This is a genomic window from Nostoc sp. CALU 1950 (assembly GCF_051172895.1).
Classification (GTDB): Bacteria; Cyanobacteriota; Cyanobacteriia; order Cyanobacteriales; family Nostocaceae; genus Nostoc; species Nostoc edaphicum_A.
Map to the genome: position 1 here is coordinate 35,215 of NZ_JBDNJQ010000036.1, position 17,728 is coordinate 52,942.

At 40.7% G+C, this 17,728-nt stretch carries 12 protein-coding genes and 1 CRISPR repeat array (1 of these 13 cut by a window edge); of the genes, 7 read left to right on the forward strand and 5 right to left on the reverse strand.

Features of this window, described 5'->3' with window-relative positions:
* A CRISPR array of direct repeats spans positions 1-824; the repeat unit is 37 nt; unit sequence GTTTCAATCCCTAATAGGGATTTTAAGTAATTGCAAT (it extends 746 nt beyond the left edge of the window).
* 356 nt (positions 825-1,180) lie between these two features.
* From ABF638_RS12650 to ABF638_RS12660, 3 genes are all read right to left on the reverse strand, one after another.
* On the reverse strand, positions 1,181-1,504 hold the full coding sequence (locus tag ABF638_RS12650) for a hypothetical protein (RefSeq protein WP_069073361.1): 324 nt from the start codon (positions 1,502-1,504) through the stop codon (positions 1,181-1,183).
* Positions 1,505-1,804: 300 nt separating this feature from the next.
* A complete protein-coding gene (locus ABF638_RS12655; RefSeq protein ID WP_435023046.1) occupies positions 1,805-1,984 on the reverse strand; it encodes a high light inducible protein in 180 nt (59 codons plus the stop codon).
* Between the two features lie 129 nt (positions 1,985-2,113).
* Positions 2,114-4,867: a CHAT domain-containing protein gene (locus tag ABF638_RS12660; protein WP_435023047.1), complete on the reverse strand. Its 2,754-nt coding sequence runs from the start codon at positions 4,865-4,867 to the stop codon at positions 2,114-2,116.
* A gap of 178 nt (positions 4,868-5,045) precedes the next feature.
* Here ABF638_RS12660 and ABF638_RS12665 point away from each other — a divergent pair, with 178 nt between their 5' ends.
* From ABF638_RS12665 to ABF638_RS12690, 6 genes are all read left to right on the forward strand, one after another.
* Positions 5,046-6,728 (forward strand): DUF262 domain-containing protein, encoded by a 1,683-nt coding sequence (locus ABF638_RS12665; protein ID WP_435023048.1) that lies wholly within the window; start codon positions 5,046-5,048, stop codon positions 6,726-6,728.
* Between the two features lie 71 nt (positions 6,729-6,799).
* On the forward strand, positions 6,800-7,066 hold the full coding sequence (locus tag ABF638_RS12670) for a histidine kinase dimerization/phospho-acceptor domain-containing protein (protein ID WP_435023049.1): 267 nt from the start codon (positions 6,800-6,802) through the stop codon (positions 7,064-7,066).
* A 108-nt stretch (positions 7,067-7,174) separates the two neighbouring features.
* A complete protein-coding gene (locus tag ABF638_RS12675; RefSeq protein WP_069073362.1) occupies positions 7,175-7,849 on the forward strand; it encodes a response regulator transcription factor in 675 nt (224 codons plus the stop codon).
* 56 nt (positions 7,850-7,905) lie between these two features.
* The gene (locus ABF638_RS12680; RefSeq protein ID WP_181927641.1) at positions 7,906-8,103 is read left to right on the forward strand and encodes a CopG family transcriptional regulator; all 198 of its coding nucleotides are present in this window, start codon (positions 7,906-7,908) and stop codon (positions 8,101-8,103) included.
* A 749-nt stretch (positions 8,104-8,852) separates the two neighbouring features.
* A complete protein-coding gene (locus tag ABF638_RS12685; RefSeq protein ID WP_435023050.1) occupies positions 8,853-10,220 on the forward strand; it encodes a hypothetical protein in 1,368 nt (455 codons plus the stop codon).
* A 169-nt stretch (positions 10,221-10,389) separates the two neighbouring features.
* Positions 10,390-15,090 (forward strand): GAF domain-containing protein, encoded by a 4,701-nt coding sequence (locus ABF638_RS12690; RefSeq protein ID WP_435023051.1) that lies wholly within the window; start codon positions 10,390-10,392, stop codon positions 15,088-15,090.
* A 190-nt stretch (positions 15,091-15,280) separates the two neighbouring features.
* On the opposite strand, the gene ABF638_RS12695 is transcribed toward ABF638_RS12690, so the two are convergent.
* On the reverse strand, positions 15,281-15,697 hold the full coding sequence (locus tag ABF638_RS12695; protein WP_435023052.1) for an ATP-binding protein: 417 nt from the start codon (positions 15,695-15,697) through the stop codon (positions 15,281-15,283).
* 150 nt (positions 15,698-15,847) lie between these two features.
* On the opposite strand from ABF638_RS12695, the gene ABF638_RS12700 reads away from it, so the two are divergent.
* On the forward strand, positions 15,848-17,038 hold the full coding sequence (locus ABF638_RS12700) for a SpoIIE family protein phosphatase (RefSeq protein ID WP_435023053.1): 1,191 nt from the start codon (positions 15,848-15,850) through the stop codon (positions 17,036-17,038).
* A 42-nt stretch (positions 17,039-17,080) separates the two neighbouring features.
* On the opposite strand, the gene ABF638_RS12705 is transcribed toward ABF638_RS12700, so the two are convergent.
* The gene (locus ABF638_RS12705; protein WP_435023054.1) at positions 17,081-17,407 is read right to left on the reverse strand and encodes an STAS domain-containing protein; all 327 of its coding nucleotides are present in this window, start codon (positions 17,405-17,407) and stop codon (positions 17,081-17,083) included.
* Between the last annotated feature and the right edge of the window lie 321 nt (positions 17,408-17,728).

Genomic DNA, 17,728 nt, shown 5'->3' on the forward strand with positions numbered 1-17,728 from the left:
GGATTTTAAGTAATTGCAATAAGTGTTGGAGAATGCCTACGGTTGGATGAACCCTCGTTTCAATCCCTAATAGGGATTTTAAGTAATTGCAATCTTTGGCGAAGGGATTGGCTAAATTGGAATTTGTTGTTGTTTCAATCCCTAATAGGGATTTTAAGTAATTGCAATCAGAAGAACGCATAGTGCTAGGTGGTAGTGACCAACTGTTAAGTTTCAATCCCTAATAGGGATTTTAAGTAATTGCAATACTGGAATGCATACTGTGAAGAAGTAAGGCAAGTTGTTTCAATCCCTAATAGGGATTTTAAGTAATTGCAATTATACTTGAGTTAATCTTGAAAGCACACACTTAAAGTTTCAATCCCTAATAGGGATTTTAAGTAATTGCAATTCTTCAACCTCACAACTTTTATCAATCATCAACCTGTTTCAATCCCTAATAGGGATTTTAAGTAATTGCAATCATTGTACCCCAGGTTTTAATCTGGGGTATTTTTTTTGTTTCAATCCCTAATAGGGATTTTAAGTAATTGCAATTTTCCCTTGGAACTCTGACGACGGGGAGGATCTGGTTTCAATCCCTAATAGGGATTTTAAGTAATTGCAATTTGGGGAAGTGGTCAGGGAAATCTTCGTAATCGCTGTTTCAATCCCTAATAGGGATTTTAAGTAATTGCAATCCGCTGCCTGGGTCTACTTCCAAAATTCCCGTCCTGTTTCAATCCCTAATAGGGATTTTAAGTAATTGCAATGAAAGTGCTGATTCGTTAGTAAATGTTGAATCTAGGTTTCAATCCCTAATAGGGATTTTAAGTAATTGCAATAGCTGGCGTCTGAAAGCCTTGTCTTATTTGGTTTTCAAGGTTCGGTTGCGCGGATGCGAAAATCATAACACGAAGAATTGTGTTTTGGCTAGAGGCAAATGGCTGAAAACTAGTCCCCATAAGGTGCGCGGATAGTTTAGAAATGCGATCGCTCTCAAGTTCTTGCAGATAAGCCAATTCAGCCATTTTTGTAGTTACCTCTTCCCCAACACCTACCCATCCGCGCATTTGACGAAAAAAACTAATCCGATTGGAAAGCTACTTACTAGATATCCTACTCGATTAGGTTAGCTGAGTTCAGGGCTATAACTGATTTGGGCTACGCCTACGCAATACCAGCACCCCCATAACCAACTTTATTTGGCAACGTCTTCAAAGTCTGTTATCGCACAAGCAAATTCTCTAAAGGCTGTTTTAATCAGAACCTCTTTCGTTCCCCTTTCCAGCGAAGAATTGCGTATGAGGTCTGTTAATTCTATGAACAGTAGAGAAAACATAAAACGATCTTGGCGGTCAACTTGTTTCAAGCAAGACGATATAAACTGATAAAGCTCTGTTTTTCGAGGTTTGGTTTGTTCTTCCCATATTTGTAACCCAAGCCGAAAAGTTCTCAAACGGATTTCATTCGTGTTGAAGGACGCGTCTTTGTAGCGGACTGATACGCGTTGGGGTATTTCCATGAGTTTTAGCTATACATATTCAATGTAAAGTAATTATTCACTTATATTTTGGCTCAACCGGAAAAATCTGATATTTTGCACTAATCCCAACAACCGCCATAGGTTAGAAACGAGTTACTTGGTGGACTGACAGGGAGGCACACAATACTTTTCGGGGAAAGGGGAAAGGGTAAAGGGAAAGGGTTTGAATTTACCTTTACCCACAAGCCCATTAACTTTCCCCCAGACCAAAAGAAAGATTGTTGGGTTTATCCGAAAAGTATTGGGTAGGCACAGATGTCCGCCCCTACCATCATCAATTTAGAGGATGCCCCAGAAATGGAGTAAACCTTTACCAGAAAAAGCTTCAATCAAAATCGCAGATAGAAAACCAATCATTGCAAGACGACCGTTCCAATTTTCACTCTGAGGGGTGAAACCAAAACGCACAGCATTAGGATCTTCTGAAACAATAGGCGCAGGATTCTTAAAACCTGTCATCAGTAAAACTCCAAAATTCAAGTGTTGTAGCAGTTGTAACTGTCTGTAAAGTAATGTAACAGATAGTTAATAAAATGCAACATTGAGTGAATAAAGAAAATCTGAAGAAAAATCTGCTCCCTTGCCTCTTTATTTCCATTCACCTTGTAGAGTGAAAGCTGCCCAATAATAAGGTGCGGTATATTTTTGAGTCTGCCATATTTCTATTTGAGCTGTCCGCAATGCTGCTGCTGGCTTTAATCCTTCTTGCAGCATCTTTTTGTAAAATACCTTCATGAGTTCGGATGTTGCCTGGTCATCCACACTCCACAGACTCACCACGACTCGCGGACTGCCTGCATACATAAACCCTCTGGTTAACCCTACTAATCCTTCTCCCTTAACTTCTTCTCCCAATCCGGTTTTACAGGCGCTAAGTACCACCAGTTCTGCTTGCAGATTGAGGTTAAAAATATCGTGCAAGCGCAAAAAGCCATTTTGTGGCATTCCCTTCTCGTCAAATAGCGATAACACCACTCCTGATAATTCTGGATGCTTACTGTTGAGAATGCCATGAGTAGCAAAATGGATAATCTGATATTGATTTAAGTTTTCGCTGCTAGCAGTGGTACGACTAGCGGTAAAATCAAAGGCTTGCTTGCGATCGCTAACAGGTACAAGAGAAAGAATTTGCTCGGCTTCTTGGCGTGTAAAACGCAGACGCTCAAAGTTAATATCTGAGTCTTTAGCGGATCTTGTTAAAGCTAGGTTGTCTAAATTGTTTTCTGCTACAGGTGGGCGAGACAGTTGTACTTTACCTTGGAGACGCTCATCATCACTATTAAAAATCGGATCTGCTAACACAACTAACTTCTTAGGAGCAGATTTGCGTTCTTTGTGTTCGCTTCTGAGGATAGCTAATGTAGAGGCTGAGGGTAGAGTGATGATTTCGTGATTGAGCAGTAATGGTTCATAGCTGCTACTTCGTGGTGTCGCTAGAGCCGCAAATGGGACATACTGCAAAGCGCCATCGCTGACAACCACTAAACGTTTCTTTTGCAGTTGCTGAGTCACTGGTGCAAGTATTTGTTGAGATAAAACATCTATAGATGGGCTATTTCTCAGATACGGGGTAGTAATTTCTTGACGGAATTTTTGGACAGTAGCTTCAATGTCTGCACGCTTGGGAAGTTCGTAACTGGTAATACTCTTATTCGTAACGGCCCAAACATAACTACGCTTTTCCCCCAGAGAATATTCTAAAAGTAGGGTGTTGTCATCAAGTACTTGCTGCTGAATTTGCACCAGTGAGAGAGGCTGGGGTTGAGTTAGTGCCGCATAACGCGGACTGGTAGCACGGATTTGTGCCTGGACTTGCTTATACTGTTCTAAAAGTGTCTCATTTTCTTTTTCTAAAGCTTGTGCCTGCGCTTCGGTGTGGTTACCACCTAATAGTTGTATCCGGCGTTTTTCTAAAGTATCAAGTTGTTGCTGCAAGTCGCGTTCTTGAGAGAGTAACTTGGGTTCCACACCTTGGCGAATATTGGCATTAGCTTCTGTCAGCAGTTCCAAAAGGCTGCGGGCGCGGGCGCGTTCGCTGGTTTGCAGTGCCAGAGCATCATATCCTTGTGATGGTTGTTGTTTGTGTAACTGCATCAGCAAATCGATGTATAACTCATAATAATTCTGCACTGTGGCAAAATACGAAGTGCGGAGTTCCTGAGAGCTAATTTTGGTGCGGAGGTCTTCAACAATTTTGATGACTCCCTCTATCTGAGTCAGGGCAGCTTGAAAATTGCCTCCATCGTGTTGAACAGAAGCGATATTATAGAGTGTACGAGCTTCCCTTGCTTTGTTCCCCGTCTGTTGATACAGAGGCAGAGATTGGTTGTAATAATCTAGCGCCTTTTGGTATTCTCCTAAATTTGAGTAAGCTTTGCCAATATTGTTTAGAGCAGTTGCTATCCCTCCTTTGTCTCCCGCCTGTCGGTATAAAACCAGGGCTTGGTTGAAGTATGAGAGAGCTTTTTGCTGTTCTGCTAACTCTAAATAAACTGTGCCAATATTGCTCAAAGCAGTTGGTATCCCTTCTTTCTCTGCGTTTTTAGTCTGTTGGTATAACGACAGAGATTGACTAAAGTATGAGAGTGCCTTTTCGTTTTCTCCTAAGTCTAAGTAGACTTTGCCAATGTTATTCAGGGTAGTTGCTATCCCTGCGTTGTTTCCTTCCTGTCGCTTGATTAACAAAGATTGGTTGTAGTAATCGAGCGCTTTTTGCTTTTCTCCTAAGAAATGGTAGACGGAGCCTATATTATTGAGGCTTATAGCTTCACCATTTTTGTCTCCCACTTGTCGCCTTAAGGATAGGGATTGGTTGTAGTAATCCAGCGCCTTTTGCTTTTCTGCTAACTCTGAGTAGATTTTGCCAATGTTATTCAGGGTAGTACCTTGGGCTTGCTTGTCCCCAGCTTGTTGAGATAGAGGTAGGGATTGCTTGTAATGATCTAGTGCCTGGTGCTTTTGTCCTAAATTTGAGTAGATTTTGCCAATATAAACAAGGGTAGCAGCTTCTAAGGAGCGTAGGTTTGGTGCAGCGGAGCGATCGCTCACTTGACGATATAGTGAAAGTGATTCCTCAAATTTTGCGATCGCTTGTAGCAAAGATTCTGCTGTTCCTTGCTCATATAGTTGCTTTCCCTCTTTATATGCAAGTTCAGCAGCCACAAGAGTTCCATCACTTGTCTGCTTGATCTGTGCAATGTTTACCGGATACTGCCTAGCAGTTGCCGCATTTGATTCTGAAAATAACAAAATGTTGGTAAAAAGAATAATACTGTGACCTGTTACAAAGGGCAGAAGTTGCCATTGTCTTGAGTCACATATCTGAAATTTAGTCATAGACATCTACGGTTTCTATAGCTTATTAGATTTAGAATTCCCAAAAGTAAGTAAAAAACCGTAGGTTCGCTCATTGTATATAACTTGAGTTAATTAAGTCTGGCGATCGCAATAATTAGTGAGTTAAACTGCGTCTGATTAGGGAATGTAGCATCACATTATACTCAGGTAGTACTTGAAATTTATGTCAGTATCTATTCACGCCACAGAAAAAGCACTATTCAAGGTTTTTAGTAACGACTTTGCCTTTTCCATACCGGCTTATCAGCGTCCTTATGCGTGGACGAAAGACCAAGCAAGTGAGTTGCTAAATGATCTGTTGTCTTTTTTAGGGGATGGTTCAGAAGCTGTAGCTGATGCCAACCCTTATTTTTTAGGAAGTATAGTTTTAATTAAAAGTGAAGATGCTTCTAAAGCAGATGTAGTAGATGGCCAGCAACGTCTGACGACTATTACAATTCTTTTATCTGTTTTACGAAATTTATTCAGTCAAAAGAACGTATCAAAACTTACAAAATATATTTATCAAGAAGGCGATGAGTTTGAGGGAACATCTGATTGTTATCGCCTCAAATTAAGAGAAAGAGATGAAGATTTCTTTCGTGATTATGTACAATGCGAAGAGGGGTTAGATAAACTTCTGAAACTTGATAATTTCCAGTTAAGCGATAGTCAGAAAAATATTAAAGCTAATGCAAGTTATTTCCTTGACCAATTAGGTAAACTTTCTGAGCAACAGCGAAGTCGTTTTAGTCACTATTTAATGACGTGTTGTTTCTTAGTAGTTGTTTCCACACCTGATCTGGATTCAGCTTATCGCATATTTTCTATTCTAAATGCGCGTGGTTTAGACTTAACACTTAGTGATTTCCTTAAATCAGAGGTTATTGGAAAAATTGATCAATTTCAACAGGATAAATACACAAGAATTTGGGAAACTGAAGAAGAAGATTTAGGTCGAGAGAAATTTCAAGAGTTATTCGCCCATATCCGCATGATTGCTCGTAAAGCTAAACCGCGTAAGACTGCTCTCAAGGAATTTAGTGAAGACATATTGCCTAAGATAGAGCCACATAAATTTATTGATGAAATATTAAAGCCTTATTCTGATGCTTTAGAAATTATCAATACGGCCAATTACCAAAGTGATAAAGATGCAGAAAAAATTAATTCTTTGTTTAAGTGGCTAAATCAAATAGACAACTTTGATTGGGTTCCACCAGCAATTCTATATTTTTCCAAAAATAGACAGACTCCTAGCAAATTAAAACAGTTTTTTACCGATCTTGAGCGATTAGCAGCAGGCTTATTGATTTTACGGGCAGACATTAACGACCGCATCGGACGGTATGCAAAAGTTATTGCCGCTATTGAAGAAAATGTCGATCTATATGCACTTGAGTCACCCTTACAGCTAACTCCTCAAGAAATCAATCGAATCGTTAAAACTCTTGATGGAGATTTATATCTTATCAAGCGAATTAGGCAATATGTTCTTTTGCGCCTTGACTCTACACTTTCCCAAGGGGAAGCAAGTTACGACTATTCAGTTATTACAGTTGAACACGTACTTCCTCAGAATCCAAGCCAAGACAGTAAGTGGCTTCAGTGGTTTCCGAATGAAGAAGAACGCATCCAGTATGTGCATCGCATAGGTAATTTGGCATTACTGTCTCGAAACAAGAATGCCGAGGCACAAAATTATGATTTTGACAAAAAGAAAGAGAAGTATTTTGTTGGCAAAAAAGGGATCTGTGCTTTTGTTCTGACAACCCAAGTTTTACAGCACTCTGAATGGACTCCAGAAGTTATCAAGCAGCGACAAGAAGATTCTTTGCAAAGCCTTAGAAAAATATGGCGGCTGTAAGAGGATGTTTTAAAAGTCTTCTGTCCAGTATAAAAACGTTTTAGATCCCCCTAAATCCACGCCACTTACTCATGGGGAGACTCGCCAAGTGGAGCGACTGGTGTGGGTTAGGAAGGATCAATAAGTGCCTACAATCCACAACTAACTACTTTTCAAACAATCTCTTAGATTCGCTCACAGATAGCCAACAAGAAGCTTTAGAGATGGCTGTCTCGGAAGCAGATCACATGACTCAGATTTTGCAAAACTTATTGGATCTAGCACGAGCAAGTCACAGTATGATGCCCTTACAACCTGAATTATTGCTACTCAATTATTTGGTTGCAGACATAGTATAGATGACAGAGAAATTTGAGCATCAGGTATGGAAGGCAAAGTTGCCGTACTTTCAAAGCCAGGTTATGGTAGCACTTTTATCTCACATTACCTGCTTTAGGAGCAAAAATATGACAGCACATATCCTTTTGGTGGAAGATGAAGTTAAACTGGCGCGATTTGTTGAATTAGAGCTTAGTAGCGAAGGATACAAAGTAAGTGTAGCCCATGATGGCATTGCTGGTCTAACCTTGGCGCGAGACTCATCACCAGATTTAGCGATTCTGGATTGGATGCTACCAGGTTTGACGGGTTTGGAAATTTGTCGGCGTTTGCGAGCAACAGGCAGTACAGTACCAGTAATCTTGCTGACAGCAAAAGATGAAGTGAGCGATCGCGTGGCAGGATTAGATGCAGGAGCCGATGATTATGTAGTTAAGCCCTTCAGCATTGAGGAACTACTAGCTAGAATTCGCGCTCATCTCCGCCGCACGCAAGAAACAGACGAAGATGTGCTGCAATTTGAAGACTTAAGCTTAAATCGCCGCACCCGTGAAGTTTTTCGGACAAAACGAAGCATTGAGTTAACAGCAAAAGAGTTTGACTTATTAGAATATCTCCTTTCACATCCTCGTCAAGTGTTTACTAGAGACCAAATTTTAGAGAAAGTTTGGGGTTACGACTTTATGGGCGATTCTAATATTATTGAAGTCTATATTCGTTATTTGCGACTCAAGTTAGAAGAAAATAATGAAAAGCGTTTGATTCATACAGTCCGTGGTGTAGGCTATGCACTACGGGAGTAATCATAATGACTTGGTGATTTCAATAAAAAGCAACATATTCAAGACAAAAGAGGATCATGAATAAAAAATGGGCTGTTAAACGACTAACAGTAAATCTCACAATCGAGGAAATGAAGAAACTTGAATGCTACTGTGCTTTGACAGGAAGACCAGCAACAGATGTAATTCGAGAATTGCTCCGAACTCTTGAGGTTGACAATGCTGAAAACTCTGAGATGAAAGCAGCAGATTTAACTAGAACTGTTGGTAGTTGATCAAAATCACATTCAGGAGGCAGGAGGTCGAAGGCAGGAGGCAGGAGGAACCCATGTTTAAAAACGAGGGATTGAAGTAAGGACGCTTTATACCGCACTTCGTGCCGCTACGCTAACGCGCTGCGCGTCTCGGTATAATTCTTTTTATTAACTGGGCAATAACCCAGAACTAAAGTTTCAATTGATACTCATAACCTCCTGCCTCCTGCCTTTTTTGTAACTATCCACTCAAATATCCCGCCAAATCTCAGAAATCCGCTACTGTGATTTGCCACAAGTTCGATTTTCCATTGTTCTCTCATTCCCATGCTCTGCATGGGAATGGCTGATTAGCTTACTTTGTGATTTATTTAGAAGATAATTTGTTTTCTGGCAGTACCTCAATACAGTTCAGATAAGACCAAAACACTTGTAGAGACGGCGATTTATCGCGTCTCGAAAACCCACAATTTTGTACAATTAGCCCTTAACCCAAGCGTATTGGGCAGTACCTTTCGTCTCTCGGTAAAGTTATTCTAAGTCCGAAGTAATACTGAGAGCCATAAATTATTCTGCTACTTGCTTACTTAAAGCATCAATCAATACTTGTGTTTAGCTAATCATTCCTCCGTTTAGTAACGGCTTTTTTCCTTTGCCATGTCTTAACAAGCAAATGTTTTGGGCATCATAATCCCAAACCGAATACATCAGCTAGCAGCCAGAAAGCTTTTTGGCAGCAAGTTTTTTATTTACAAATATAGTATCGACCGATGGCAAATAGTTTTAGATGTTATCTCTTTGTTTCTCCATATAGTTTGTACACTGAGTTTATTTTGGGATGCCTACAGGTTCAATTGGGAGTAATCTGTAGCATAGGTATTTGGACATTATCAGAAGCTAAGTTACAAGCTGCTCAAGCACATCAGACCTGGAAATCACCTTCAGAATTGACCGAGCAAGTCACCAAAGTAAATCCTGAGTCTGGAACTTACAGAGAAGTCAAAACGACGGATTGGGCTGATAAGGTTGCGCCAATGAGTCTGCAAGCTAGCAAAAGCGATCGCACCAGAGCATCTGGCTTTGCTAAAAATGAACCTAATTTCGGTGACTTAAAGTTTTCAATACCCTTTTTGATGGCAGCACCCGAAAACTTCAATCCCGATCTGCGATTACCGCCAGTGTTACCCAAACCACCGCAGAATTCCAGCCCACCAACAACTTCCACTGAACCAGAAATGCCGGATGCCGTTTTGGAAAGCATTGATACGAATTATCGCTATGACACAGACAACTTTGGCCAAACCAATTTTTTCCTCGAACCAACAATTAAATTTCGATTGAATAATGGCAACAAAATATTTTTCAAGACAGGTTTTAATTTCTTTGAGCAACGCGGTGTTGAATCAGTAACCAATTTTCCCTTGCAAATTGGATGGCAAGGAAAAATAGGGCAAGTGACTCTACAAACAGCAGGCGGAGTCGATGTCTTCAATCGTTTACCCACAGCTATTAATCTCAATGCTAAGGTGGAGGCTCCCATTTCGCCGCCGCAAGTTTCGTCATCAGGTCAATTACTATCGGCAGTAATACTATCAGGTAATTTAGAACAAGGGCCTTATAAATCCAATGCCCGAACTTTAGAGAATCAAATTACTGCTTGGCGATTTGGGCCTGATTTATACTGGCAGATTGACCGTGACACCAGCTTGTTTTCATCATTGCGTTTGGGTAGTTACAACGATGGTAATTCTGAGGTGCAGTCTTTTAGTAGGTTAGAGCGTAAGTTCGGGCAATTTTCTCTGGCAGCTAACTTATTTACTTGGAGTTACGATCGCGATTTAGAACGCACAAGTGGCTATTTTTCTCCACCAGATTTCCTAGTTTATAACGGTGAGGTGGCTTGGGAGGGAGATATTGCTAATTTCTTACGCTGTCGTCTCGCAGCCAACTTAGGACGGCAGCGACTTAAAGGAGAATTTGACAACGCTAATACCTATCAAACGCGCTGTACGGTAAAACTGTCGCCCAATATAGAAGCAGACTTGGGCTATAGCTTTAGTAATGTCCGCAATCAAGAAACTGGGGGAAGTGCCTACGGTGGTAATTCCTTGACAGGACAGTTGCGGGTCAAATTTTAGGAGGCAGGGGGCAGGAGGCAGGAGGCAGGAGGCAGGGGGCAGGGGCAGGAGGCAGGGGGCAGGAGGCAGGAGGCAGGAGGCAGGGGGCAGGGGGCAGGGGGCAGGAGGTAAAACCTATAAATAATCTAAAATCTAAAATCTAAAATCCAAAATGGTATAAGGCTAAAGAATGAAATCACCATTACCTGATAACGAAACACAGCGAATCGAATCTCTTTTGCAGTATAAAATCCTTGATACTCGTTCGGAAGCTGCCTTTGACGACCTTACCCGTTTAGCCTCATATATTTGTGGAACTCCTATTGCCTTAATCAGTTTAATTGATAGCGATCGCCAGTGGTTCAAGTCAAAAGTTGGTTTGGATGCCCCAGAAACACCCCGAAATGTGGCATTCTGCGCCCATGCAATTATGCAACTTGAAGTTTTTGTTGTGCCTGATGCCACACAAGACGAAAGGTTTGCAACAAACCCGCTAGTCACCTCTGACCCGAATGTTCGGTTTTATGCTGGTGTACCACTGACAAACTCTGAAGGATATGCACTAGGAACACTTTGTGTAATTGACCATATACCAAGAAACCTCTCTCCAGAACAACTGGAAGCATTACGAATTCTCGGTCGCCAGGTAATCAAGCAACTAGAAATGCGGCGCACTTTAGCAAGTTTGGTATTGGCAAGTAATACACGCAAACAGGCACAGAAGGGAAGCAAACAATTTTTTAAAAGAGTAGCCGGAGGGTTTGGGTTAGCATCGGCAATTTTAGTTTTGATTGGGGTGATTTCTTATCAAAACACACGTATATTGATTGATACTAAAAATCAGGTACAAAAAACTCAAGAGAAAATCAATAAACTGGAAGAATTACTGTCCGAGATGAAGGATGCTGAGACTGGACAACGTGGTTATATCCTGACTGGACAAGAAAGTTATCTAGAACCTTATCAAGTAGTAATTGGAAACATCGATCAAAAAATTGTCGAACTGAGGGATTTAATCACAGATCAACCTAATCAACAAAAGCAGTTTACAACCCTTGAATCTCTAATAGCTGCAAAACTTGCCATACTCAAGCAGACTATATACCTGCGTCAAAATCAGGGATTCGAGGCGGCGTTGCAGGTAATCCAGACAAATCAGGGAAAATATCTCATGGATGATATCCGCAAGCTCATATATGAGATCGAGCATGAGGATAGAAGGTTGCTTCAACAGCAGTCACAAGCTGCAAAAGCCAGTGCTAACAATACGGTTTTGACACTAGCGATCGCTATTTGTCTAAGTTTTATAATTCTGGCTATAGTTTACTACTTCATTTATCGCGAGGTTAGAGAGCGTAAATTCACAGAGGAAACACTAAACACAGAACGCAACTTTATTTCAGCAGTCCTTGACACAGCTAGCGCTTTGGTCATAGTTATTGACACACAAGGGCAAATTCTTCGCTTTAATCAAGCTTGTGAACAAACAACTGGTTACTCATTTGATGAGGTGAGAGGCAGGCATTTCTGGAATCTGTTTCTACTCCCGGAACAGGTAGAGCAAGTTAAAGCAGTTTTTGAGCAGTTGCGATCTGGTGAAGCGCCTAAAGAGTACGAAAGTTATTGGGTAACTAAAGATGGCAGTCGGCGGCTGATTGCCTGGACTAACACTACCTTGCAAGATTATGAGGGTAACGTTGAATACATTGTTGCCACAGGTATTGACATCAGCGATGTCTATGAGGAACTGCGCTTACGCAAACGAACTGAACAGCATTTGAAAGCACAGTATGCTACAACCCGCGTCTTAGCAGAGTCTACTACAATCAACGAAGCCATGCCGCAAATTATGCAAGGAATTTGCGAAAGTTTGGGATGGGAGCTAAGTGAATTTTGGATAGTAGATCAGCAAGCAAATCTACTGACCTGGGTAAATACATGGTATAAACTATCCTACAAAATCCAAGAATTTGACATCCTCAGTCGGCAGACTACGTTTGCACCAGGAATTGGGCTACCTGGTCGTGTCTGGGCTACTGCTGAACCTGTTTGGATTGCTGATGTCGTCAAAGATCAGAGTTTCATCCGCTCTCAAATCGCTGCCGAAGCAGAACTGCACGGAGCTTTCGGTTTTCCGATCCGTAGTGGTAAAAAAATCCTCGGTGTCATTACCTGCTTTAGCCACGAGATCCAGCAAGCTGATCCAGATTTGGCAATAGTGATGAATTCTGTTGGTGAGCAAGTAGGGCAATTTATTGAGCGCAAACAGGCAGAAGAAGAACTCCAACGGCAAAACTTGCGATCGCAACTATTTACTGAAATCACCCTCAAGATTCGTCAATCTTTGCAAATCAAAGAAATTCTCCAAATCACTGTTACCGAGGTACAAAAAATCCTCCATAGCGATCGAGTTTTGATTTATCAACCTTTGGCTGATGGATCTGGAGCCACCATTGTTGAGGCAGTAGTTTCTGGCTGGCTGGCAATTAAAGAGAAAAAGCTCACCGATGCTTACTTTCAAGCAGAATATATACAGCAGTACTATCTACAGCAGTACCGTCAAACAAGGAAACTGGGGCTTGCTGAAGAATTAGATTTAGATATAGTTGCAGCCCAAAAAAGCCATATTGAATTACTGCAACAATTTGGAGTCAAATCCAATTTGGTCATACCGATTCTTGTCAAAGAAGAACTCTGCGGTTTGCTGATTGTCCATCAGTGCGGCAGTTCCCGCCAATGGTCTAGTTTTGAAACTCATCTTTTACGGCAAATAGCTGATCAAGTAGGTATTGCTTTAGCCCAAGCCCAAATGTTAAACGCAGAAACTCAACAGCGACGAGAACTTGAAATTGCCCGTCACCAAGCTGAATTAGCTTCTCAAACTAAAAGTGCCTTTTTGGCGAACATGAGCCATGAAATTCGGACTCCGATGAATGCTGTGTTGGGGATGACAGGCTTAATGTTAGAAACTCCTCTAAATTCGGAGCAACGGGATTTTATCGAAACAATTCGCATTAGTGGCGATGCTCTCTTAAGTCTGATTAACGAAATTTTGGATCTGTCCAAACTAGAGGCTGGGGAAATGGCACTAGAAACTCTAGATTTTGACTTATCTACCTGTGTAGAAGAGGTGTTGGAATTATTGGCTCCCCCAGCCCATAATAAGGGATTAGAAATTGCCGCGTTAATTTATCCCAACGTCCCCACCCATCTGCAAGGCGATGCTGGCCGCCTACGGCAAATTCTGATGAACCTGATCAGCAATGCGATCAAGTTCACCAGCAATGGAGAGGTAGTATTAAGAGCAGAATTGCGATCGCTTTCGCTCACTACAGCCACCGTCTATTTTGCGATCACAGATACCGGTCTTGGCATTACCCCTGAAGATCAATCCAAACTCTTTAAGCCATTTACCCAAGTGGATGCTTCCACCACCCGTAAATATGGCGGTACAGGCTTGGGATTAGCCATCTGCAAGCAACTGGTGACTTTGATGGGAGGAGAAATGGGTGTAGAAAGTCGCTTGGGGAAAGGATCTAAGTTTTGGTTTGAAGTAACCCTCGCCAAGCAACTTCACCCTATTTCCTCAGAAGGCGAACGCGAACTTTTGCTCAATCGGCGCTTGTTAGTAGTGGATGATAATGCTACTAATCGCAAAATCATCCACCATCAAGCTACCCGTTGGGGGATGCTGGTAGATCAGGCTGCTTCGGCGACTATTGCCCTCAAAGCTATTCAGGAAGCCATCAAGCAAAAAAATCTCTATGACATAGTTGTGATTGATATGCAAATGCCAGAGATAGATGGCATGACTTTAGGAGAGCAAATTAAGACAAATTTAGCGATCGCTAGTCTACCTTTGATTATGCTTACCTCTACTAATCAACGCGATGAAATCCAACGGGCGCTAAAAATAGGATTTGCGGCTTATTTAGTCAAACCTGTTAAGCCGTCCCGACTCTTCGATACCATCATGACTATCTTAGGAACGCAGCTAGAAGAGGAGACAGAAGTCAGAAGTCAGGATTTAAAACTGAAAATTTATGAAAACAACACTAAGGATCATTCTCCTGGCTCCCAGATTCCCTCTCCTAACTCCCATAAAGTAAGAATTCTCTTAGCTGAAGATAATCTGGTGAATCAAAAAGTGGCCTTGAAACAACTCCAAAGCCTGGGCTACAGTGCTGATGTCGCTGGTAATGGGAAAGAAGTTTTGCTGCTATTAGAAAAAATTCCCTACGATTTAATTCTGATGGATTGCCAAATGCCAGTTCTCGACGGTTTAGAAACCACAAAAGAAATGCATCGTTGGCAAGAAAGCAGGTTTGCCAGTGGTTGTCGTCCTGTGGTAATTGCCATGACAGCTAATGCTATGAAAGAAGACCAGAAAATGTGTCTAGATGCCGGAATGGATGACTATTTGAGCAAGCCAGTAATCAAAGAAAAATTGGCGATGGCGCTAGAGCGTTGGGGAAATGTGATATTCAAGGCAAAAGAAACAGTTGTCACAGAGACAGTTTCTACAACAGATGTAGATTCAGTTGACCTCCCAATTGATTGGGAACGCTTGCACCAACTCTCAGAAAACAACCCAGAATTTGAATTGGAACTGCTGCAAATATTTGTTGAAGATATGCAACCTCGTCTAGAGGTAATTAAAATAGCGATCGCATCTCATGATTTTGGGCAACTAGCACACGAAGTCCATCAAATTAAAGGTGCTAGTGCCAATATGGGAGTTACAACCATGCATCTGGTAGCAGAAAAATTAGAACAACTAGCTTACCAACAAGAACGTCGAGGTACAACTAACTTAATTGTAGAGTTGGAAGAGTTTGTTAAACGCATCCAAGAGTTTTTAACAAAAAACAATTCAGAAGTCATGGGCTAAACGCCCCGCTACCATTAACAGAATAGAAATATAGGACTCATATTTGATTTCTGAAAAAACTCAGTACAACTAAGAAGCCTTCTTTCCTGTTGCCTATTGCCTATTCCCTATTGCCTGCCTATGCAAATTAGTTCAGAAATCAAAGCGGATTCCTATATTGACTACTGAATTCTGACTCCTGAATTCTTATTCAATAATATTTACTAATAAATAAACAGTAACGATTATCTACCGCTCGCTCATAACTTAACTTGTCGGCAATGGCAGACATGATTTTTAAACCACGCCCGCGCTCTTGATCATTATCTTCAAATTCAGATGTTTGCTGTAATTGCTGCTCTAAGTCAAAGGGTTCACCTTGAGACCAGATGCGAATTTCTATCTGTTCATCTAAACGCACAGCTTCCATCTCAATAGGAGTTTCAATAGATAAATTTTTGTGGGCATGTTCAACAATATTAGTAAAGCCTTCTATCATCAGTGTTTGACATTGCCACCAAATTTGTTTATCAGGAATAGGTGGTTGATTCAGATTCTCGAACCAAGACAAAACTTGAGGTGAAGCTGTCAGGTCTGTGTTGACTTTGAGATAAATTTTATTATTCACTTCTTAACTAAGAAAATATTTTAAAATCATCATATTCGTTAATTAGTTTATTTAATTTGAGTATTTTTACTATACATTAAAAGTTAAATTGCATATAACTTAAATTAAAGCAACTATTTACTGATTATTTTACCTAATAAACTGTAATTTATGTTTAAAATTCTGGTTATTGATGATGACCCTACAGTACGAGCAGTACTGAAAAATACACTCCAAAGGCAAGGTTATGAGACTACTGTAGCCAGCAATGGCGAAGAAGGAATTATCCAAGCACAACTGCTACATCCTGCTCTGATTATCTGTGACTGGATGATGTCCCAAGTAGATGGGCTAGAAGTGTGTCGGCGAATTAGAACAGATCCAGAGTTGGCAACTACTTTTTTTATTCTATTGACGGCTAGGGGAGCAGCTAGAGGAGAAGAGGAAGATAGGGTTAAAGGACTTGACGCTGGAGCAGATGAGTTTATCTCTAAACCAATAGAGATGAATGAATTGAAAGCACGGGTAAGAGCAGGACTAAGATTACACCAGCTAAATCAGGATTTACAAAGTCAAAAGCAAGCTTTGGAGACATTAAATCAGGATTTGCAAACTCAAAAGCAAATTTTGGAAGCAGAATTATCTGAGGCTGCTGCTTATGTGCGATCGCTTTTACCCTCACCGCTTGTAGGAGCAGTAACTACAGAAAATCTGTTTATTCCCTCAGCACAGCTAGGAGGGGATTGCTTTGACCATCATTGGATTGACGAGGATAATTTGGCAATTTATTTGTTGGATGTATCAGGTCATGGGGTGGGTTCAGCCCTCCTATCTGTATCGGTGCTGAATGTTTTGCGATCGCAATCTCTACCGAACACTAACTTTTGTCAACCAAGTGAAGTCCTCAAAGCCCTAAATCATGCCTTCCAAATGAGAAAGCACGGTGATAAATACTTCACCATTTGGTATGGAGTTTATCACCGCCCTAAACGTCAACTCATTTATGCTAACGCCGGACATCCACCAGCTTTACTATTAGCTAATACTTCTATAAACAGCATCGAAGTTAAACAGCTAAGTTCTTTAGATTTACCAGTTGGCTTTTTACCTGAAGTCCAATTCGAGGATGCTATTTTTGATGTCGAACAAAACAGCACTTTATACATCTTTAGTGATGGTGCTTATGAAATTAATCAGTCAGATGGTGAAATTTGGGGTATCGATGCTTTCATTGACTTACTAATCAAATACAGCCAGAAAGATACCTGTAATCTAAATCAACTATTAGCGAAGATTCTCACCTTAAATGCTCAAGATAACCTTGATGATGACTTATCTGTAGTAAAAGTTAACTTTGGTTAAGATAGCCAAATGTGCATATTTAATTTTGGATTATCTAACAGCTTATTGTGTTGCCAATACTTGGCGATTAAATTCATCTTGGTCAGCAAATGTTTGAAAAATTCTATCCATCTTAGTCAATTCAAACAACATCCTGACTTGATCGCTTACAGAACAGACAAATAGTTTAGCATTAGCAGCTCGTACCATTTGCATTGCTGATACTAAAGCACCTAAACCAGAGCTATCAATAAACTTGACTTCTTTTAGATCAAGCAACAAAATATCGGCTCCATTGTCCACAATATTGCTAACTTCACGACGTAGCTCATTACCTCTAATCCCATCTAAAATTCCAGACAATTCTAGTACTTTCACACTCACACTCATAGTTTTATTTCCCGATTATTTTGGTTGAAAATTATATATGTATATTTTGGCATTGACCCAATACAAACCGCAATAGATTCATCAATACTCTTGTGTTGCCTATGCAATTAGCTTTGTTTTATTACTTGGTTATTCTGATTATTTAGGATTGCAGTAAAGAAGCTTGCATCAACCCATTGCAGAAAAATTTCCAAAGCTTCAAAATAACCATCTTTTTAACCTAATGATCGTGATGGAAATGCGGCGATAAACATTAGAGTGGAAGGTATAGCAATCCTAAATGAGTTGTGAAAATGCGCGATGTCCAGATCCCCGACTTCT